Source organism: Vibrio eleionomae, assembly GCF_009874545.1.
Lineage (GTDB): Bacteria > Pseudomonadota > Gammaproteobacteria > Enterobacterales > Vibrionaceae > Vibrio > Vibrio nitrifigilis.
On record NZ_WEKT01000015.1, the window covers coordinates 50797 to 71775 of the forward strand.

Genomic DNA, 20979 nt, shown 5'->3' on the forward strand with positions numbered 1-20979 from the left:
TATAAATATAAAAAAGAATTTGCAACATTTTATTCAAAAACAGAATTTAACGCTAGTGTTCATCCGACTTGTGTGTATAATTGCCCTCAGTTCTTAGTTAGAGCTATTAATGAAAAATTTAGTACAAGTCTTTCCCAGCGATTCATCGATACCCTCGTTTATCACTTGCGTCAACTTAGCTTCATCGTCCATCTAATAGCATCTATTAAGACTTATATTGTAAACAATCTAGACTATATAAAGAGGTATCTATGTCTGCGAAAGTAACTGGTTCAGTAAAATGGTTCAACGAAACTAAAGGTTTTGGTTTTATCTCTCAAGACAACGGCGGCAGCGACGTATTCGTACACTTCCGTTCAATCGTTTCTGACGGTTTCAAAACTCTTGCTGAAGGCCAACGTGTAAGCTTCAACGTTGAGCAAGGCCAAAAAGGCCCACAAGCATCAGAAGTTACTCCTCTGTAAGCTTGTTGTATTTGGCGTGACTCCGGTCACGCCATTAAATTCTCTACTCACACTCCCCCAGCTGTACCTTCTCTTTTAATTCCCACATTCTGTTATTTAGGTTTCTGCGCTACCAATAAAAACATGGGATAAGTACGTCTGTCTGCCCCATCTTCAATCTCGACATCAAAATAGTGTTCACATTGAGTGACGGAAAACCCACACTCTATCGCTAAATCAATCAATTGTTGCGTATCGAAACCATTATGGCCATCAAATTGCTTGATATGCCGATGAAAAGAGCCATCCTCAGTAAATAGATCGCCTACAATCAACACCCCACCGGGTTGTAACCTATCGAACGCATGTTGAAAACATGTTTGTGTATCAGGTATGTGATGCAACACCATTAGTACAGTAATGGCATCGGCTTTGACATCTAACTGAATGAGACTGCTTATTTGATGAACAACAGCATTCTCGATTTTATAATGTGCAATTTTTTGGCGCGCAACATCCAACATGTTGCACGAGCTATCAGCCAGATGAACGTGATCAAAATGACTTGCCAGCAGTAAACCAAGTAAGCCTGTTCCACAGCCAAAATCAATCACTGTGTGAGTATCGATCGCCAAACGCTTAACTGCTTGCACAGTTGCACTAGCCCGCGCTACTTTATGAGGATTATCATCCCACTCTTTGGCTAAACTATCGAAGTAGTCATTAGAATTCATACACACTTTCCTTGTATCGAATATACCAGCGTAGCATCACCTTCCATCATCATTCTGTATCACTACGACTTTCTAGTGGTATCTGCACACCTAGCGCACTAAATACGCAACTATAAAGCAGCTGATTTAACTGACTTGGATCTTGTGTTTGCTGCACGATTTGAGCACCACAGGGCATCGCTACTGCCATACACTGCTCAGGGGATATAGTTCTCCCCCCTGTAACCGCTTTATTATTCCATATGTCACTATCGCTGCAAAATGGTTGTAAGTCATCTACAGTTGGTGCGGTAAGAGCAAAAGCATAAGTAGAAAATGAGGTTATAGATAAAGAGAGTAATACTGCTTTTCCCCAACAAGACAGGCGTAATTGGTTCATTCCATCTTTCCTTTTATCATCCATCACTGGAATCAATCATAGAAAGCTTATTTCAAAACTTGGTTAAAGTGGTGAAAGAATAACCACACCATACCAATACGACAACGTTTTATATGCAAAAATCTGGCGCAATATTGCATTTCCATTACCAAAAAGAATATGCAGTAACATACTGTTTTAGAAGATAAATATTCAACACAATTTGCGAGGAAATTTCTTATTGTTTTTTATTAAATGAACGTTCAATTAAAAACATTTCAGACTAACTAAACAACTGAGATACTAACTAATATTTCATTCAAAAAACCTTATCGCAACACCTATTTCAACAACCAAAATATCCAATCATAAAATAATTTAACCCTACCGAAACTGATAAATTTACCACTCTGAAAACTCACCTTATTAGACTATTTATTCCAACAAGAAATCAACAACCGACAAAGATTATAACTGATTGTTTTTAAAAGGTTATTTTGAACAAAATCATGACATATTTATATTTAAAACCACCACATTGAAATTTAATCTAAATCAAAGTAAATTAGAAAATATTCAAACACGAAATAGCTTAAAATATTTCATTTAAGGAAATGATTATGGTTTGTAAATTTGTATCCCAAAATTTCTTGTGTTAAGGTAATTCAATCAAAATCAATAAAGGAGTATTGTTTTGGGATCACGAACGTGTAGTTCACTCAATACAGATAAAGAAGATTGTAGGCATATTTTTCAACACACGATTACTTATTTATTGCCCTGACAGAACTGTCTGATTATCCGTTCTACTAGCACTTAGGCCTTTCCTAGTGTTGGTTGGAAGAGTAGATACTTGGATGTGTTGTCACGCGCAACCTTTGATACAAAACATCATTGATAGCGCAACATTTCCCCCATCCAGACGATATCTACTCCAAAACTCTAGAAAGAAACAGGAGTCAGTTATGTCTGTAATGAAGAGTTATAATTTTAAGTACATTATTATGATCTGCGGAGTCGCTGCACTTGGTGGATTACTATTTGGTTACGATACCGCTGTTATTTCCGGTGCGATTAACCCGATTAAACACTATTTTGATTTAAGTTCTGTTGGTGTGGGTTGGGCAGTATCAAACGTCGCAATCGGTTGTATCATTGGTGCATTTGTCTCAGGCGCATTAGCCGCCCGAGTCGGTCGTAAAAAGGCGCTTGTTATCGCCGCCCTTCTTTTTACTATTTCCGCTTTAGGCGCGTCACTCGTCGATTCGTTTACATGGTTTATCATCTACCGCATGATCGGTGGTCTAGCTGTAGGACTAGCCTCTGCTATCTCACCAATGTACATGAGTGAAGTGTCACCACGTCAGATTCGTGGTCGAGCCCTGAGCATGCAAAACTTCGCCATTGTTGGTGGTCAAGTAGTTATCTTTATCGTGAACTTTATGATCGCCAAGGGTGCGTCACAAGCATGGTTAACCGATATGGGTTGGCGAGTTATGATCGGTTCAGAAGTCATCCCTTGTGTCGCCTTCTGCATCTTTGTTCTCTTTATTCCAGAATCGCCTCGATGGTTAGTGATGGTTAACCGCTCTAAAGAAGCAAGAAAGATCCTGAAAAAAATTGGCGGCAAAGAATACGCAGATAACATGCTGCAAGCGATTGAAGAATCTTTACGGGAAGACTCTAAATCCAAAAATTCACAACCATCTGCACGAGATCTTATCAAACAAAGTCGCTTTTGGTTGTTCGCATTCCTTGGTTGTACCGTCGCGGTAATTCAACAATCAAGTGGGGTTAACGTCATGATGTACTTCGCCCCAGTCGTATTAGAAAAAGTCACGGGTAATACCGAAACAGCGATGTTCATGACCATCTGGATTGGTGTATTCCAATTAATTGGTACCGTTATTGGCTCAATGCTGATGGATAAATTGGGTCGTTTACCGCTATTAAAAGTCGGCTCTATTGGTGCTGTTGTCGGTTTAACGGTCACCGCCTTCTTTATGTATCACTCAGCCGGTTTAACCGGCGATGCAGCCATCCAAAGTGGTTATTTCACTTTATTTGGTATGCTGATATTTATGCTGTTTTTCTCCTTCTCTTGGGGATTAGGAGCATGGATCGTGATTTCAGAAATTTTCCCGAACCGTATGCGTTCTGCAGGTATGTCTCTGGCAATCACGGCAATGTGGGTAAGTAACTTTGTGATCGGGTTAGTCTTCCCGGTTTTAAACGAAAACCCATGGCTAAACGAACACTTTCATGGTGCTGCACCGATGGGAATGTTCGCCGTCATCATGGTTTTAGCAACGTGGTTCATCTATCGATTCTTACCTGAAACCAAAGGGGTTCAGTTAGAAAAAATGGAAGATCATGTGATGAAGCACCTAAATCGAGACAAAAAATCTCGTCTATCTGCCTCAAATACGCCAAGATGGCAAAATAATCGTCTAAGAACAGGAGAATAAGATGAAAGTAGGTAAAATCTCGAAATCAGCAAAAAACCTGATTCAACAAGTAGCTCTTACCGTCCTAGGTTGGATTGCACAATCAGGACAAGCCATTCATCCTTTTAAAGGCAGTGAACGGTTAATTGATGCGTACCACGACGATATTGGTGTTTCTACGCGTAATGCCTAGAAACGCACGATAACACTCTCACTAAACCAATGAGAGCTGGCAATTTGCCAACGTGTATCATTTCAGATGCCCTTGCGTTGTAGAGAAACTTCAACGAAAAGGTGGTAGGTCATCTGAAATGGTGTTGAATACCTAACCGGGTATAAAAAAGCCGCTGACAGTAATCAGCGGCTTTTCTTTTCCATTCAATTCAAGCATTCCTGCGTCTTTGGGTATCACATGCAGTTACGGTTGTCCCTTGGGGCCTGGCTTAGATTGGCATTCGTTAAATATCCGTTTGGTACACGTTTTACACACCTCATTATCTACCCCTTCGACAGCCACCCTTATTGAATTCTCAGCCGTAACAGCGGTCGGTTTATCCAAGAATGCCTGACTTAACTCGCGTATTTTAAGATTATCGATAACAAAGCCGAGCAAAGAGCAAGGCAAAACGCGGCACTCCCCTTGGGGATTGTTCATATTGTCTAACAAAAAATGTTCACCGGATAAATCGATAAAATTCACGCCGCGCATAACCAAAATACAGTGAGTAATACCGTTCTTTGCATACTCATGTAGGATATTTTGTACGTACGTTGTCGACCCAAAATAAAGCGCCCCCTCTACCCGCAAAATTTTTATCTTGGGACACTCCTCTAAATGATAGCGTTCAACTTTACGGAGTTCACGTTTACCATGTCTTTCGATTGGCGCAACTTCAGTCAGTTTTGGTAACACGGTGTTTGAAAGAAACACTAAATAGGATAAACCTATGCCCACATAGATAGCGTATTCCAATTTGATAAACAGTGTACAAAAAAAGGTGCCAGCAAAAATGAGCAACTCAGAGCGGCTTTTACCGATTGCACTGACTATCCCTTTAATATCGAATAAATTCCATGCAATAACCATGATCCCAGCAGCCATAACAGACATCGGAATATATTGAGTCATTCCCGGTAGTAACAACATTACGATAAGTACAAAAAGTCCGGAAATGACACTAGCTATGGGTGTTTTTGCCCCAGAATCAAAATTCCCTCCGGAGCGTGTGAAAGAACCGGAGCTGGGATAACAACTAAAAAAAGCCCCCACTAAATTTGAGATCCCCTGACCAATAAACTCCCTGTTACCCTCTACTTTCTGCTTAGAACGCAGAGCAATCGAACGTGAAATAGACGCCGCTTCAATCAACCCTAAAAAGGCAATGGCTGTCGCCGCTGGAAGTAATTGAGACAGTAAACTTGATGAGAATTCAGGCAGTGTCAATGTAGGTAAACTACCCGACAAAGCGGTCACCATAGGGATAGGTGCTGACGTTGTAGGGGCGATAAAATAACACACGGTTGAACCAATGATCATTGACCCTAAAAGATAGGGAACCTTTTTGATATAGCGTTTCCAGATAAGTGCGCTCACAACGGTAATCCCGCCAATCGATAATACCGTGATGTTAGTTTGCCCTATTCCTTGCCATATTGCTGATAAATATCCGATTAATGTTGGCGAAGAGGAGACCTCGATACCGAGTAAATATTTGAATTGACTCGCGGCAATCAAAACAGCCGCTCCCGAAGTAAATCCTTGAATAACCGTATGGGAAATAACATCAACCAATCGCCCTACTTTTAATACAGCGAGCGCTAATTGGATAACGCCAATCATTAACGTAATCAATGCGACTAATGACAATATCGAAGCATTATTCACATTGTGTAATGCGGCTAGCGATGTTGCGAGCACCATAGATAACGCCGCTGTTGGCCCTGAAATCATGTGTTTCGAACTACCAAAGATAGCCGCTAACGTACCAGAAATGATGGAGGTATATAAACCAACTTGTGGGGATAAGCCCGCAATGATAGCGTAAGCAATACCTTGTGGTAATACTAATACAGCGCCTGTTAAACCAGCCCAAAAGTCGTCTTTTAGCGTAGTAGGATTAAGCCAGGCGACTGAGTGACGATTAAACATACGAGAAAAAAACATGATAAATCCTTAGCAAAAGTCAAAGGCCGCTAACCTTTGACTCTTTAATTCCGATAAATTAGGCCTTCACTTTAATATATCTAAACAATCTCACACTGCTAAAGTAGGCAGATAAATTACTAGCGACAGTAAAGGTAATGAGCCAAGTTTACATCAATCTGCAATAAATCCGAAAAAACGGCTCAAGGTTGAGATGCTCGTGGGACTGATTCAAGATTCGATTGCTTCCTCAGAAAACAATTAGACAGCATCGCGCAATACAATTTAGTGTTGAACGCTAAATTGTATTGCTATATACCCAAGTAACCTCAAGATGCTGTTTCAGCGAGAATGTATTCGCTCTTAGGCAAGGCACTGATTTGAAGACATAGTCATTCTACGTAGAAAATCAGTAACACAGCCTAGGAGCGAATAAAACTCGCCCTTCGGGAGCTCATCAAAGAGCTTTTTGCAAATTCAGGTATTTGTCCGGCTTCTATGTACCCCACTTTACAATACAACAGCGAAGCGACGTCCCCTAAGCGGGTATCTAGGACCAATAACCGCAGCCCTATCTCTTTCGCGTAGGTTTCTAAACTCGCAAGTAACTGCTTTGCAATCCCCTTACCTCGCATAGTGGTATGCACCATGAGCTTTTCTACCTCACCTCTATGTTTGCCATTGGGTTTATAAGTCAAAGACAGCTGAACGGCACCAACAACACTCCCCTCCTCGACCGCAACCCAAAGGAGGCGGGAATTTCCCTTAATATCTTCTGCAACATCTTTCCAGTAACTGATTGTTTCACTAGGCTGAATAGGAGCAATAAAACCTACAGAAGCGCCGCCATTAACACTATCTGTCAATAATACTTGCAGGTCATCAACATAGGGATCAAGTGAGTCGATAATCTTTATGAATTCAATGGTCATGTAAATGCTCAGGGAAAGTAAGTTGATAGTAACCGACAGATAGCCAGCGTTCGTGTTTATAGCCGACATGCTCAAATTCGCCGACTTTTTTAAAGCCTAGAGATTCATGTAAACGCTCACTTGCAACATTTGGCAACGTCACGACACCAATGACATTACGTTTACCCAACTGCTTTAAGAGAACAAGCAATGCTTGATAAATGGCTTTACCTAGCCCTTTACCTGTCGCTGCAGGATCGAGATAAATAGATGGCTCAACTGAAAAACGATACGCGGACCGTTCACGCCATAAGTGGGCGTATGCGTAGCCTAATAACTTCCCATTTTCTTCTACAACTAACCACGGTAACCCTGTTTGCAAAACTTTGTCGATACGCATTTCCATGATCTGCTCATCAACAATTTCTTCTTCAAAGGTTATTACTGTATTTAAAATATACTGATTATAAATATCAACAATTGCTGTAATATCTGTCGCTGTTACGTTTCTAATTTGCATATCCATTCCTTTGATATACCCAAGTCATCTGTAGATGCTGTTTCAGTGAGAAAGTCGTCTTACTAAGCTAAGGCACTGATGTGAAGTTAGAGTCATTCTCCATTGAAAATCACGAACACAGCATAGGAGCGAATAACCCTCGCCCTTTGGGTATATACCTTAGTTACTTTTCACTGAATGCAATTTTGGTGGCTAATCCCAACAGCAAACCACCAGATATGCCTTCTAGCACCCGAGAAAAACGCTGCGCATGTGATGAACGCAATAACCAACTTCCCATCACCGCGTAGGTCACATTGCACAAGGTCGCCAACACACTAAACCACAAACCCAAAACGAACAGTTGTTCAGAAGTATTTTGGGTCGATACATCAATAAATTGCGGCAAAAAAGATAAAAAGAACAACGCCACTTTGGGGTTTAACACACTCACAATAACACCTTGCTTGAACACATTACTATGACTGGACTTACCTGAATCAGAAATCGTTAATGTCGATTGCCCTTGATACATCGCATATAACGATTTAACGCCAAGGTAAGCAAGGTAAAACGCGCCAAGCCATTTCACCGCAGTAAAAGCAACAGCAGAGCTGAGAATAAGAGCAGACAACCCCAAACAAGCGGCTAATGTATGAAATAGATAACCAACACCTAGCCCTAAGGCGGCTTTCATGCCTGCAACCATCCTACCTTTCATTGTATTCGAGACAATGTAGATAACGTCTGGCCCAGGAATCAAGTTGATGGACAAACAGGCAATGGTAAATAAAATAATCGTATGAAGTGTCAGCATAACTGTCCTTGTTCCTCTTAATTGATTAACGCCCGTTAGAAGTGAATCGAATTATTGATAAGGCTGATATATTTGCATGTAACCTTCTGGGTTTGGTACAGAAGAGAATCCATATCTTGCATATAAATCAGCGGCGGTTGAGGTAATCAACAAATAGCGTCTTAATCCCTGTAAATCTGGATGAGATAGAATGGCATCGAGTAATAAATGGGAGCCACCTAACCCTCGATATGGTTCAAGGATGAATACATCGCCCAAATACGCAAACGTCGCATAATCAGAAATAATACGGGCAAAACCAATTTGTTGTTCGCCTTGGTAAAGACCAAAACACAGGGAGTTTTTTATTGAACATTTAACGATATCGAGGCTGATACCTTGTGCCCATTGGCTATGGGTTAAATATTGGTGAATCATTAACACATCAAGTTTATCTGGATCACTGCTTACGCTTAGTGCCGCCATGGCTTACGCTCTTCCTTAATAACATATTAATCAAAAATTTATATAACACTCACTCCTAGCTATTAAATAGCGGAGATAAAATTAATGTGCATTAATCACTGTATTGCGTCAAGGCAATTTTGCGCGCTTTATCACTCGATAGAACATGATTAAAACAAGTAAAAGAAAGGAAGTTTGTGCAGAATCTACATTTCATGTTTGATGAATTTACACCTTCATCAAACATGAAATATATACCCTTAGTTAATTGGAATTCAGCGAATCTGTGGTGATCGCATCGGCCAATTTAATGGTAGGAATTTTGCCGGCATCGAGAACAGTTTCTACAGGTACCTCAGACATCTTACCTGGCTGAAACTCAACATACGTGAACTTAATCCCGAGCAACGCAGATAATACCGCAACCGCTACCGCGATTTTTTTATAGAACAACCTTTGTCGTTTATTTTTCATAATATAGTTATCTATTGATGAATTACTTATTTTATAGTACGAATGGTTCACAAATTCTGGAATCATCATCTCATAGATGACAAAGAAAGGGCATCTTAATAATGAGAATACCCCATTTGATAGTAAATAATATTGGGAAAAGTGATTTAATAACCAATATGTTAGTTTTAAAGCCTTTTAAATACTGAGGATAAAAAAGAATCAATCCCTTAAAAACCCAAGGGTATTAGCCAACTTCACGGGAGACTATAGCGTATGTTTTTTGATATAAACATGGTCATCAAAATAGCAACCACCGATTTGATAGTTCTGTGGAATAATCTCATCCAGAATAAAATTGCATTTTTTTAATACACTTTCAGAAGCCACATTACCTTCTGTTACTACCGCTTTAAAGTCACTAATTTTATGGGTTTCATATGCCCAATTTAATAACTCCGTTAATGTTTCAGAACAGTAACCATGACCATAAAATTTAGGGAGTAATAAATACCCTAATTCCGCAATATTATTTTCATATTTGAACCCAGTAATACCCACTTTATTTCCGGTTTCATTTTCAATAATCACTAAACTCAACCAATCCCCAGACGTTAACTCCCAAGGTAAAACACGCCCAGCAAATTTTTCCTCGATGGCTTGTTCATCCATAGGATCAAAGCACCGTTCAATGACTCTGTGATCACTGTGTAAATCAAAAAACAAGGTCCTATCTTCTTCTAAAATACTTCTCATTGTTAATCTAGGCGTTGTTATTCTTATCATGTCATCTCTTATCGTTATCTTTATTGCCATATCTAGTTAGAAAAAATTAACATAAACAAAAGGCCATGGCACGTTGGATTACACGCCATGGCGGAGGTGAGCCTATTTTTAAACTTTATTACCATGTAAACATCAAGGCTTTATTTTAAATCTATCCAATTTTTCGTTGCATAAATAAGCTAAATGCACTTGGATAAATCGCTATTTTTGTCGCATCTCACTTATTCTCATCGGCATCCGATCAATATCACCAAACAATTCTTTCAACCCCAAATAATCTAAACGAGTTTTTACACCACCATCCTTACCAACCAAAATAACTGAGTGGTTCCCTAGTCCGTAACTCGCCTTGGCTTGCGTAAATAATTGGGCAGACACTGTGCCAGAATAATTAGTTAAGGTTTGGTTTTTCTGAAACACAAACCACACCACATCTCTGTCTTCAACATCATTGTTTAGGCGTTTTAATAAGGCCTGAGCATTATTTTGTTGTGTGGTTTCATCGACTAGGATAATTCGATGCTGCCAGCGAAGTTGGTTCAAATCAGCGAGTGGCGCGGCGACAGCAGCACCACTGATAAGTCCTAAACACAATAAACTGACGGCTTTGATAATCTTCATACGTTAACCTCTCTTAATTCGTTCCACTCATATAATGAGTTTGGTAGAGATTATTGAAAGTGGCAATAAACCGTCAGTTTGGTATTCATAGTACGCACTAAGAAAGATCAGCAATCAATCACAACGCTTTGGAAAAGTAAATTCTATCAACGTCATACATAGGGAAGTGAGGCAATCGACCTGTCTCGATATAATCCAACTTTAAATAAAAATTGGGCGCTTGATTAGAAAAGGTATCCACAAAGATATGGGTTACACCTTGTTTCATGATTGTTTTTTCTAAAGCGGTCATTAATTGGCGGCCATACCCTAATCCACGTAGAGTTTCAGGCAACCAAAGAAATTTAATATAGAAGCTAGTATACAAAAGTGACCCCGTCACTCCACCTACAATATTACCTTGCTCATCTCGTAGATAACAGGCTAGGTTCTGTTCTTGAGCATTGGGAAAACTCGTGGCATGGTATGAAGATAACCCTTGATAGATAACATTAATATCTCGATCTTGAGGGCTTGAGTCGATAGTAATATTCATGACAATTCTCGTTGAATTCGTTGAGCATTGTCTGTTATGTGGTGAGTTAGATAGATAAGTTCCAGTGACAAATTACAAGCTATAAGCGATTTAACACAAGCTCAGCAACATTAACCTTGCACCTGAGAGATTTACCCAAGCAACCTCAAGATGCAAGGTTAATTGTCATCATTAGGCATCTTCAAGTGTGTCGAGCATCTTAGCTCGCGCGCGACATGCCAAATAGTTCATATCAATACCTTGTAAATTAAGCAATTTACCAACGGCAGGATAGAGCTCTCCGAGCACTTCACTTAACGACTCTTCAAGCGCGCTTACCGCTTGTTCTGAACCTCGGATCACCTCAATATTGACACTATCACCCGAAAACTTATGTTCAAACAAAGGAACTCTAGCCCCGTTCATGGCCGAATGAACACTAAACCATCCTTCTTGTTCATCAACTTGAGTAATCGTCACACTAGCACCATTGACAGCCAGGTAGCCACCAACAAAAATATACCGTTTCCAAGCAACTGGAAAACTAAGCATCAAGCTATATCTTTGCTCGTGATACGAAACATCAATGATCTGGGCTTGAAAGTCGATATCACCTTTGAGTAGGCGTATCTTATCGTCTTGCAGCGACTCTTGAGCCAATGAAACATGCACGATAGAGCCTATATCACATAAGCATAATGTGGTGGAATAAAAATCGGCGGATAACAATTCGAATACTGCGCTATCGTTATCTAGACAATCAACGACCATAAATCGTACCCCGTCTATGACCACATCAGCACCAAAACCTAAACCTTGATAAAAATCGTGATGACATTGCAACGTAAATTGCACACCACCATCCACTTGGCTAACACCTGTTACTTTAGCCACGGATTGCACGAGACCTGTAAACATATTTTATATTGCCTTTATTGTTATTGTTGTTGAGAACTTTCGTCTCTTCTCAAAGAACACCTAGGACTCTCCCACTCTGTACCTCAAGTAACTGCGTATTAGTTATACAAAGTGTAAGTTTTACAATTCTAAAATGAGCATCTTAATGATATTAAGTAGAAAAAGCTAACATAGAACGTAGAAAATACCCACTGTTAGCCATTTTATGTCTTTTGGTTAATCAATTCATATAAACGCTAAATTTTATCTTAAAAAACATAATGCTATAGAAATATAAACTAAGTTTACTTCTTTTCTCAACACAATAAGTTGGTATGCAATTTTGTAAAATATGTTTTAAATGTGAGAATCCACCCAAACTTTAGCTAAGCACCCTCAGATTAGTGGCCTGAGAGAGCCTCAGCAACAGCTGCATCGGCATGAATTTGAGTTGTATCATAAAGAGGCACATCAGTATCTTGACGGCTAATAAGTAGCGCAATTTCTGTACAACCCAAAATAACGGCCTGAGCACCAGACTCACGTAATTGTTTAATCATCGCGACCACTTTTTCACGCGAACTAGGACGAATTTTCCCACAACAAAGCTCATTGAAAATAATCGTGTGCATAACATCGCGTTGCTCCTGCTCTGGCGTAAGTACATCAATACCATAACGCTCTATTAAGCGCTGTTTATAAAAATCTTGTTCCATGGTAAATCGGGTGCCCAATAAACCAACACAGATAATATCGTCTTGAACCAACTGCTCTGCTGTCGCATCAGCAATATGCAACAATGGAATTGAGATGGTGTCTTCAACTGCTGGGGCTACTTTATGCATGGTGTTGGTCGCTATTAACAAAAAATCTGCACCAGCGGCCTCAATACCCAGTGCCGCTTGAGCCAATTGTTCACCCGCCTCTTCCCAGCGGTCTTCATGTTGCAGCTGTTCAATTTCAGCAAAGTCGACACTAAACATAGCTATTTTTGCCGAATGTAAACCGCCTAATGCCTCTTTTACACCAACATTTAACGCGTGATAATAACTGACTGTAGATTCCCAGCTCATACCGCCTAATAAACCAATCGTTTTCAATTGTTATTCCTTATTGATGTTATTTGTAACCGTGATCGCACAGGTTAATAATCTTCTCTTGCCTTTAACGATGAAAAATCAGACATAATGGCCGATTGATATGCAGGACGTTGCTTTAGTTCTGCATACCAACGCTGAACATTCGCTGGCAATTTTATCTCTAATCCTTGGTTCACGAGACGAAATATAATCGCTCCAAGCGTAATATCGGCCAATGAAATCTGATGTCCTGCGATAAAATCGTGATGACCAAGTGGTTGATTAATTTTTTCTAAACATGTCTTGCAGCTGGCCAAAGCACGCTCAATTTGCGTATGATCACGCTTACTTTCCGGCATCCGATAATATCCCCAAAAGAGATCCATAAAAGCAGGCTGGAAAGTACAATGCGCCCAATCCATCCAACGTTCATACAATGAACGTTGATACGCATCATTGGCATACCATTTCACACCACCATATTGCGCGGCTAAATAACGTAAAACGGTGTGCGACTCCCATACAACTTTTTCACCATCAATCAATACGGGTACTTTTTGCATCGGATTTAGCGCAGCAAACTCTGGTTTATCAAGCCCACCAAACTCACCGCCGACTTGAATAGATTCAAAATCTAACTCCAGTTCACCCAATAGCCACAACACTTTTTGGACGTTAAACGCCGTTCTTCTTCCATATAACTGCATATTTTTCCCTAAAAAAATAGCGATCAGTGAGCTGATCGCCATCTCATTGTCATCAAATATTAATTAGGACGCGACAGCCACCCGCGACCGATACAAATGTGCATGAGACAGAGTATATTCCCCTGCCACTTCACATTGAATGTCAGCACCATAAAGCTGATCTAATGGTTTTCCATAAGCGTATACGTTGACTTCTTCACCCGTATTTTGTTCGATAACATTGATTTCTATGCGGCGATATCCGTCCACTTCGTGGATTCGCTCAAGAGAGTCCATTTCTGCGAGCGCGGCGTCATCTACCATAAACACTTGACCTGACACCTGATAGCCATGACCTTTATTCAGAATCAGCCAAGGTGAATGACGCTCACCAACTAAATAAAATGGGTAACGATACTGTGTTTTAAATTCGCCAGGGTAACGAAGACCTTTATTCGTTTTATAGTTTGGAAACCCTTCCTTTAATGTCCCGAAGACAAACACTTTGTGCATGAAATTATCCTTACTTCAAATAGCAAAAAGCGAGGCCGCTAGGCACTGCTAGATGGAAAACCTATCACTAAGAGCGGGCATAAACTGACTTAAAAAGCATCGCATGGTGAACGATGCGGTCGCTCTAGAATAATAAGCATATGCACTTCTTTTCTCATAAATCGAGTAAAAATACCAGCTTAGTTTAGGTGCTTTTCTTTTTAAATGAGAATCCTTTTCCACCTACTCAGTTATGCGACACAGTCACTTTAATGTTCGGGAATATCATGAGCACTGTTACATACGGTATTTTTTGGACAGTATTTATCTAACAACATTAACGTCACGCCATTCGTCCAACCAAAACCATCTTGCAGCGGATATTCACCACCGCCTCCTCCACCTAGCTTATCTCCAGATACAACGTATTTTTCTACCAGCTTATGTTCTTTATCGTAAGTGGCTTGCACATTACGTAAAAATCGTAATCCAACCTCTTTGGCAACACCATCAATCTGATAAGACGATAAACCTTCTACTGCCACCCATTGCAATGGAGCCCAGCCATTAGGTGCATCCCATTGCTGACCCGTATGGATAAGTGTGGTCGTTAAACCTCCGGGTTTCAGCAACTTAGATTCTACTGCGCGAGCAACCTGGTTTGCTTGCGGCTGACTGGCGACGTGTAAAAAGAGAGGGAATAGCGTTGCTGCGGTTAACTGATCATGCAATTTTCCGTCATGCCAGTTGTAATCGCCATACCAACCAGCAGAACTATTCCAGAGATAACGGTTAATCGCCTCTTTATGCAAATTCGCATTGGTGATCATCTGTTGCGCGAGTGCATCTTTATGATCTAACTCATAAGCGTAAGCGATGACTTTTTGTAGGTGATACACCAAACTATTTAAATCGACGGGTAACAGATCGGTCGTTCGGATTGTCACTAATTGTTGAGGGTCGCTAAACCAACGGGAACTAAAATCCCATCCTGATTCGGCTCCTGCACGCAAATTACGGTAGAGCGCTTTCTTGGCCTGTTCACCATTACCCGAACCAATATCACTCGCAAGTTTATTGGCGGTGGATACATCATCTAGCCAAGATTCTGTGCGAGGAACATTGCGCGCATCCCAATAACGATTAAGTACTGAACCGTCGGCCAATTTAACCACTCGTTTATTCGCCTTTCCGTTTTTAAGCTCTTCAATTCCATCCATCCAATAGTTGTATTCAGTGACGAGCTGCGGCAAATATTTAACGTAAATATGATCGCCTTTATGGCTTGCGAGTAAGTCAATCATCAAGCTAAAAAATGGCGGCTGTGAACGGCTCAAATAGTAGCTACGGTTACCATTGGGGATCAGGCCGTACCGATCGAGTTCGGCAGCAAAATTATCCACCATCTCTTGTACAACATCCCAATGGCCACTTTCTGCTAACCCTAACATCGTAAAATAGCTATCCCAATAATAGACCTCTCTAAATCGCCCACCGGGAATCACGTAAGGCTCTGGCAGCGGAAGCAGCGAATCATAAATACCGGCCGCTTGCGTTGTTCTAGTTAACTGCGGCCACAAGGTATCAATATGAGCCCGTAGTGTTTGCCCTTCGGGCGGTACATAACCATCAGCAGAGTTAGGCAGAATAAAGTGGTCTTGAATAAAGGTGGCGAGTTCAAATCCTGGTTGCTGTTTTTGGTGTTGCCATGCTTTCAAAATATCTTTAGGTACGCCTTTGGGCACAGCATCAGCAAAGGTTTTCTGATCAGGAAAAATCTGTTGCTGCTGTACGGCTTGAAACAGTGGGCCAAATAAGACATCAGGAGGCTCAGGCTTACTTTGAGCCAACAAGGGATGACAAACCAATGCAGCCCCAATACATAGAACCCCCAGAGTGGGCTGGTTGAGAAACTGATGGCGCCGTGTGTCTGCATGCTCATTTTTCTGTCTCATGAATCACTCCTTATGCAAAAGCATGTAATGTAAGTGATGATAGTACGTTCATGAGTAGAGAAATTAGACACTCCCCACAATACAATAGGTTATAAATTAGGGGATATAGAATAGCGGAAAGCGCCACCTTAAGACATCATAAGCATGGCGCTGACTTGGTTTTGACCTGATATTAGCGATTGACCATGGCTACAGATTGAGACGCTGTATGCTGGGTTTTAAATAGAGCCGCTAGCGATTGCTCGTTATCAACACGCTCGACCTGCCAATCATGAGAATCAGTGCTGACCAATTCAGGATCGCGCTCGCGAAGCACTTGTTCCAAGGCATCTTTATCCACTTTTCCATCTTTGACGACCTTATCCATTTCTTGTGGGGTTAACGTCGAAGTATGCCCCCCTGGTAAATAGATAGTACCGTTAGAAAAATCGACCGCAAACGCCACCACACCAGGAATAAAGAAAAACAGCAACCCAATGGCATCTAATACGGCAATTCCGACATCAATCCTACCATCCACTTGTCCCTTGCGCTCTGGGTGAATAATGGTGCCACAAGCGACTAAATTGAAGCACAAACAAAAAGAAACAGCTAAAGAAACTATCGATTTCATAGTTTTCCCCATCAAAGTGTCGAACAATGGGTTTAAGTCTAGTTAATCTCAGGAATTTTTCGTCATCGGCAAGTGAAGGAACCGCAAAATCTAGACAACAGACATTTTGCTGTTAGTCATTTTTATCAGTTGCTAAATAGAAAAAACAGTCAGAGAGGAAGAAGAACATGGTGCCCAAACTTTACGCTAGGCACCGAGTCGATGAACATTAGTCGATCGTAACAACGCGGTTTTCTTTGGCACTGATGATCGCGCCATCAAGAATCTTTAATACTTGCACGACCTGCTCTGGAGGAACGGGTAATTCAGCACCTTCGCTGACCGCTTTGGCGAATTGATTGTAGTAAGCAAAGTAAGCCCCCTGCTCGGATGGCACAGCAACATCGCCTTGAGCCGTACGTAAAATTGGCCAACGTACTTTTTCTTCTACGCCCCACTGCGCTATGTTGTTCACGGGACGTTCACCAGCAAATAACGCATTAGCCTGAACATCACTCATTTGTGATTGCATACTGCCTTTTTCACCATAAACGATAAATTCTTTCATTTGCACATGATTTAACTTACTCGCCGATACATAAGACGTTGCGCCGCTCTCATGCTGTAGGGTTAAAACAAAGCTGGCATTAGTGGTTCCTTGAGGTAACTCTACTTCATCAATATGAGCATAAACAGATTTAACCGAACCCAATAAATACACTGCTTGGTCGACAACATGGCTGCCTAAATCACGCAGTAACCCACCGGTTGGACCGGGCTCTAACGAATCTGGGTCATCACAATCAAGGCGTGAGTGCATCCGCCAAATTTTGCCAAGTCTGCCCTCATCCATCGCTTTGCGCAGAGTACGAACATCCGTATCAAAACGGCGGTTATGGAAAGCACATAAAACCACCCCTTTTTTCTTCGCCGCATCAAATAGCCCCTGTGCGACTTCCGCATTAGGCGCAAATGGTTTGTCTGCGACGACATGGAGCCCCGCTTCAATGGCCTCAAGGACTAAATCTCGCCGGGTTTCTGGAGGAGTAGAGATAGTAACAGCATCCACGGTTCCTGATTGGATCATGCTGGTTAAACTATCGAAGACAGGCATACCTGGAAAGTCTTGTTCAATTGCAGCCAGCTTCGCTGGCGAACGTGCCACAATACCTGTTAACTCTAGGTCTTGCGCTGCTTCAATAAATGGTGCATGAAAATACTGACCACCCGTACCATATCCCACTAGACCAATACGCATAGAGTCCTCCTCCATTGAATTATTATGAAACTAATACCCTACACCTCTAGCACGCAGTTTTCCAATCGAACTGATTAACCTCAATTTATTCGACGTGAACAATCGTTCGGCCATCTTTCAAACAAGAATCGATGCCTTCTCCTTTGAGTTGCTCACCAAGAGGAGAATGCGGAGTAACCACCACCAGCTTTCCCTCATTCAATTTTGTTCCACCACAATCGGGTAACAGCCAATACATGGAATCATCATCGAGTGTAATAACTGCACCAACAGCAATCTCATCATCTTCCTCAAATTCTCGCAGCACTAAGGCTTTGATACGCGCAATCGTCGCATCACTATCAGCGACTCGCTGCGACTCGCTGCGACTGACCATGTGCAAGATAAGCCGCTTCTAACCCTACGGTATCGTATTGTGTTTCCGCTTTACTCTGTTCATGCGTAGCCAAATCATGAGCACTGCTGGCTGCATCAAATGCAATTTGACGCTGAGTATTGAGCAGCTCTAAAAGCTGTTGGCGTAACAAAGTCTTATTTATCATGGCTCGTTAGGTATTCAAATGGAACAACATGCAAAGTTTATCAAAGACACGACAGGGTTACACAGAGTAATTTTTTCAACCGTAACGAGATGTATCCATTAATGAAATGGCTATAATGAGCGTTTTATTTAGTAGGCATCACCGCCTTAACGACCATAATAAATACACTAGCACATGAATAATAAACTGAATTCTATGACGCCTTCTCGAGTCATCCGATTTTTGATCGGCGATGACAATGTTCCAACGTTTCATAGAGTGCACCACACTTTTCTTATGGTGAGTTTCTGTTTTTATGTATTTGCTGGACTTTTTAACACCTTATTTCTCCATCTCTATTACCTGTTCAATATCGCCTTTATCACTTTAGGTCTTTCTCAAATCGTCATCTGGTATTATTCCAGGTTTAAAAACCATTTTAGGTCGATGGCTATCCTATACATAGCGCTGCACTACCTGTTCATAATTCCAGCAAATTGGTTTTTCAATGCTGGATCCCAAGGGCCAACATTCGCCTACCTCTATCTGGCTGTAATTTATTCCGTATTTGTATTTTCAGAATTAAAAGTTTTCAACGCGTTTGTGGTGCTGATTTTATTGGGGGTTCCCAGTGGATTATTAATTATTGAGTATTATTACCCTGCTTCAATTTTCGGTTACTCTGGGGCAATGTCACGATTAACAGACCTTGTTATCAACTATTTCATTTCCATCGCTATTCTAATTACTGTGGTTGTGCTTTACACCCAAGCACTTAAACGAGAAGTACGACGAGCCAATTCATATTCTCGACAACTACAACTTATCAGTGAAACCGACGGACTAACTCAATTAAAAAATCGATCCTATTGTGTCAATGCATTACGAAGGATTGAAGCGGAAAATAAAAACTTTAACGTTATTATTTTAGATATCGACCATTTTAAAAACATCAACGACACCTACGGTCACGACGTGGGGGATATCGTTCTAAAAAAAGTGTCAAACATATTAAAAATGCACTCCCAAAAGCATGGTGCTCTGCTAAGCCGTTACGGTGGAGAAGAGTTTTTGGTGATCACCTTTTTCCAATCCTTTGACCAAACAATCTATTTGGCAGAATCACTGCGTAATGCCATTAGCCGTGCTTACTATGGTTTACCCAAGAACGTTACCATAAGTCTTGGCGTAGCCAAATCTGTCCCCAATGAGGAGTACAGTAATGTGATAAAAAGAGCAGACCAGGCACTTTACCATTCCAAACATATCGGCCGAAATAGTGTTTCAACTTTTGCCACCGAGTAATACTTTCGATTCATACTTAAGTAAGATTGCCATTGTATTCATCTATCCAAACAGATAGATTAAATTCAATAAGTTACAAAGGTGAAACTAAGGAAAGAATTCATGGCTAATTACGGATGTCAGTTGATGGCAGAACCGATGACGCGCGTTTTAATGCGTCGTCCAGGAAAAAGTTTACTGCAAGCAGATAAAGCAACTTGGCACTATAACGATCTGTTTGATGCTGAAAAGGCCATAGTCCAATACGATCAATTTGCACAACTGATTCAAGCCACTGGTTGTGACATTGTGTGGTTAGAGGATAATAACGATGGATTAGCTGATGCAATGTTCACCCGCGACTCTTCGATCATCACCAAAGCCGGTGTCATTCCGTTGAAAATGGGCAAAAAACTGCGAGCACCAGAACCACAGTTACACAAAGCCGCATTCGAAAAACTGGGCATTCCAATCTTAGGAGAACTCACTGGAGATGCTTGTGTCGAAGGCGGTGACACTATTTGGTTAAATGAAACCACGCTGCTTGTTGGTATGGGATTTCGATCTAACGAAGAAGGTGTAGTGCAGCTTAATCAACTGTTAAATCCGCACGGTATCAAGGCGCTGGGATTTGACATGCCTTACTGGACAGGCGAAGACGCTTGTTTACATTTAATGTCAGTGATCTCCCCACTAACGGAAACCAAATATTTGGTTCATCCCCCACTAATTCCTGCGCGCCTATGGCGCATGTTGAAAGACCTTGATATTGAATTTGTTATTGCTCCCGAAGATGAATTCACCGCTTCATTCGGGCTAAATCTGAATGTACTTCCAACGTCACCAGACAACTGCATTATGATTGACGGTTTTCCAAAAACCAAAGCCGTCATGGAAGCCCACGGTGTTAAGGTAACAACCTTTGCTGGAGATGCCTTATGCATGGCATGTGAAGGTGGCCCAACTTGCCTGACCAACCCGATTGTGCGCGGTTAAATCTCAAATAAAAAGGGAGCGATTCACATCACTCCCTGTTAACGACTAA

The 20979-nt window shown here is 41.2% G+C and carries 25 protein-coding genes; 5 read left to right on the forward strand and 20 right to left on the reverse strand.

The features are described from left to right. Positions 1 to 251 precede the first annotated feature (251 nt). Positions 252 to 464, forward strand: a complete 213-nt coding sequence (gene cspE, locus F9817_RS10480; RefSeq protein WP_161155238.1) for a transcription antiterminator/RNA stability regulator CspE — start codon at positions 252 to 254, stop codon at positions 462 to 464. Between the two features lie 92 nt (positions 465 to 556). Here cspE and F9817_RS10485 read toward each other — a convergent pair whose 3' ends face one another. Both F9817_RS10485 and F9817_RS10490 read right to left on the reverse strand, forming a co-directional pair. After that, positions 557 to 1177: a methyltransferase gene (locus tag F9817_RS10485; protein WP_161155240.1), complete on the reverse strand. Its 621-nt coding sequence runs from the start codon at positions 1175 to 1177 to the stop codon at positions 557 to 559. 49 nt (positions 1178 to 1226) lie between these two features. Then, the gene (locus tag F9817_RS10490) at positions 1227 to 1556 is read right to left on the reverse strand and encodes a hypothetical protein (RefSeq protein WP_161155242.1); all 330 of its coding nucleotides are present in this window, start codon (positions 1554 to 1556) and stop codon (positions 1227 to 1229) included. An 836-nt stretch (positions 1557 to 2392) separates the two neighbouring features. On the opposite strand from F9817_RS10490, the gene F9817_RS10495 reads away from it, so the two are divergent. Next, complete coding sequence (locus F9817_RS10495; RefSeq protein ID WP_161155311.1) at positions 2393 to 4003, forward strand: sugar porter family MFS transporter; 1611 nt, start codon at positions 2393 to 2395, stop codon at positions 4001 to 4003. A gap of 1 nt (position 4004) precedes the next feature. After that, positions 4005 to 4175, forward strand: coding sequence for a hypothetical protein (locus F9817_RS10500; RefSeq protein ID WP_161155244.1), 171 nt, complete (start codon positions 4005 to 4007; stop codon positions 4173 to 4175). Between the two features lie 225 nt (positions 4176 to 4400). Here the strand turns inward: F9817_RS10500 and F9817_RS10505 are convergent, their stop codons facing one another. From F9817_RS10505 to F9817_RS24025, 18 genes are all read right to left on the reverse strand, one after another. Further along, complete coding sequence (locus F9817_RS10505) at positions 4401 to 6146, reverse strand: SulP family inorganic anion transporter (RefSeq protein ID WP_161155246.1); 1746 nt, start codon at positions 6144 to 6146, stop codon at positions 4401 to 4403. Positions 6147 to 6547: 401 nt separating this feature from the next. Beyond that, positions 6548 to 7057, reverse strand: a complete 510-nt coding sequence (locus tag F9817_RS10510) for a GNAT family N-acetyltransferase (RefSeq protein ID WP_161155248.1) — start codon at positions 7055 to 7057, stop codon at positions 6548 to 6550. Continuing rightward, positions 7047 to 7556, reverse strand: coding sequence for a GNAT family N-acetyltransferase (locus F9817_RS10515; protein WP_161155250.1), 510 nt, complete (start codon positions 7554 to 7556; stop codon positions 7047 to 7049). The genes F9817_RS10510 and F9817_RS10515 overlap by 11 nt, the downstream gene beginning before the upstream one ends. Before the next feature lie 163 nt (positions 7557 to 7719). Beyond that, positions 7720 to 8349 (reverse strand): LysE family translocator, encoded by a 630-nt coding sequence (locus tag F9817_RS10520; RefSeq protein ID WP_161155313.1) that lies wholly within the window; start codon positions 8347 to 8349, stop codon positions 7720 to 7722. A gap of 54 nt (positions 8350 to 8403) precedes the next feature. Continuing rightward, positions 8404 to 8817: a GNAT family N-acetyltransferase gene (locus F9817_RS10525; RefSeq protein WP_161155252.1), complete on the reverse strand. Its 414-nt coding sequence runs from the start codon at positions 8815 to 8817 to the stop codon at positions 8404 to 8406. A gap of 243 nt (positions 8818 to 9060) precedes the next feature. Further along, positions 9061 to 9270, reverse strand: coding sequence for a hypothetical protein (locus tag F9817_RS10530; protein WP_161155254.1), 210 nt, complete (start codon positions 9268 to 9270; stop codon positions 9061 to 9063). A 246-nt stretch (positions 9271 to 9516) separates the two neighbouring features. Then, positions 9517 to 10035, reverse strand: coding sequence for a GNAT family N-acetyltransferase (locus F9817_RS10535; protein ID WP_202436420.1), 519 nt, complete (start codon positions 10033 to 10035; stop codon positions 9517 to 9519). A gap of 201 nt (positions 10036 to 10236) precedes the next feature. Next, positions 10237 to 10656 (reverse strand): DUF4174 domain-containing protein, encoded by a 420-nt coding sequence (locus F9817_RS10540; protein WP_161155256.1) that lies wholly within the window; start codon positions 10654 to 10656, stop codon positions 10237 to 10239. A gap of 118 nt (positions 10657 to 10774) precedes the next feature. Then, positions 10775 to 11191, reverse strand: a complete 417-nt coding sequence (locus F9817_RS10545; protein ID WP_161155258.1) for a GNAT family N-acetyltransferase — start codon at positions 11189 to 11191, stop codon at positions 10775 to 10777. A gap of 171 nt (positions 11192 to 11362) precedes the next feature. Further along, a complete protein-coding gene (locus F9817_RS10550; protein ID WP_161155279.1) occupies positions 11363 to 12088 on the reverse strand; it encodes a riboflavin synthase in 726 nt (241 codons plus the stop codon). A 380-nt stretch (positions 12089 to 12468) separates the two neighbouring features. Then, the gene (locus tag F9817_RS10555; protein ID WP_161155281.1) at positions 12469 to 13167 is read right to left on the reverse strand and encodes an aspartate/glutamate racemase family protein; all 699 of its coding nucleotides are present in this window, start codon (positions 13165 to 13167) and stop codon (positions 12469 to 12471) included. A gap of 44 nt (positions 13168 to 13211) precedes the next feature. Next, the gene (locus F9817_RS10560) at positions 13212 to 13895 is read right to left on the reverse strand and encodes a glutathione S-transferase family protein (protein WP_202436421.1); all 684 of its coding nucleotides are present in this window, start codon (positions 13893 to 13895) and stop codon (positions 13212 to 13214) included. Between the two features lie 21 nt (positions 13896 to 13916). Then, a complete protein-coding gene (locus F9817_RS10565) occupies positions 13917 to 14345 on the reverse strand; it encodes a gamma-glutamylcyclotransferase family protein (RefSeq protein ID WP_161155283.1) in 429 nt (142 codons plus the stop codon). A 248-nt stretch (positions 14346 to 14593) separates the two neighbouring features. Then, entirely contained in the window at positions 14594 to 16279 is a 1686-nt protein-coding gene (gene treA / locus F9817_RS10570; RefSeq protein WP_161155285.1) for an alpha,alpha-trehalase TreA, read from the reverse strand. A 172-nt stretch (positions 16280 to 16451) separates the two neighbouring features. Then, on the reverse strand, positions 16452 to 16892 hold the full coding sequence (locus tag F9817_RS10575) for a hypothetical protein (protein WP_161155287.1): 441 nt from the start codon (positions 16890 to 16892) through the stop codon (positions 16452 to 16454). A 208-nt stretch (positions 16893 to 17100) separates the two neighbouring features. Continuing rightward, positions 17101 to 18129, reverse strand: a complete 1029-nt coding sequence (locus F9817_RS10580) for a Gfo/Idh/MocA family protein (protein WP_161155289.1) — start codon at positions 18127 to 18129, stop codon at positions 17101 to 17103. Between the two features lie 85 nt (positions 18130 to 18214). Continuing rightward, positions 18215 to 18505, reverse strand: a complete 291-nt coding sequence (locus tag F9817_RS24020; RefSeq protein ID WP_237476225.1) for a hypothetical protein — start codon at positions 18503 to 18505, stop codon at positions 18215 to 18217. After that, a complete protein-coding gene (locus F9817_RS24025) occupies positions 18471 to 18671 on the reverse strand; it encodes a hypothetical protein (protein WP_237476226.1) in 201 nt (66 codons plus the stop codon). The genes F9817_RS24020 and F9817_RS24025 overlap by 35 nt, the downstream gene beginning before the upstream one ends. A gap of 174 nt (positions 18672 to 18845) precedes the next feature. Here F9817_RS24025 and F9817_RS10590 point away from each other — a divergent pair, with 174 nt between their 5' ends. Both F9817_RS10590 and F9817_RS10595 read left to right on the forward strand, forming a co-directional pair. Further along, the gene (locus F9817_RS10590; protein ID WP_161155291.1) at positions 18846 to 19955 is read left to right on the forward strand and encodes a GGDEF domain-containing protein; all 1110 of its coding nucleotides are present in this window, start codon (positions 18846 to 18848) and stop codon (positions 19953 to 19955) included. 102 nt (positions 19956 to 20057) lie between these two features. Beyond that, entirely contained in the window at positions 20058 to 20930 is an 873-nt protein-coding gene (locus F9817_RS10595; protein ID WP_161155293.1) for a dimethylarginine dimethylaminohydrolase family protein, read from the forward strand. The last annotated feature ends 49 nt before the right edge of the window (positions 20931 to 20979 follow it).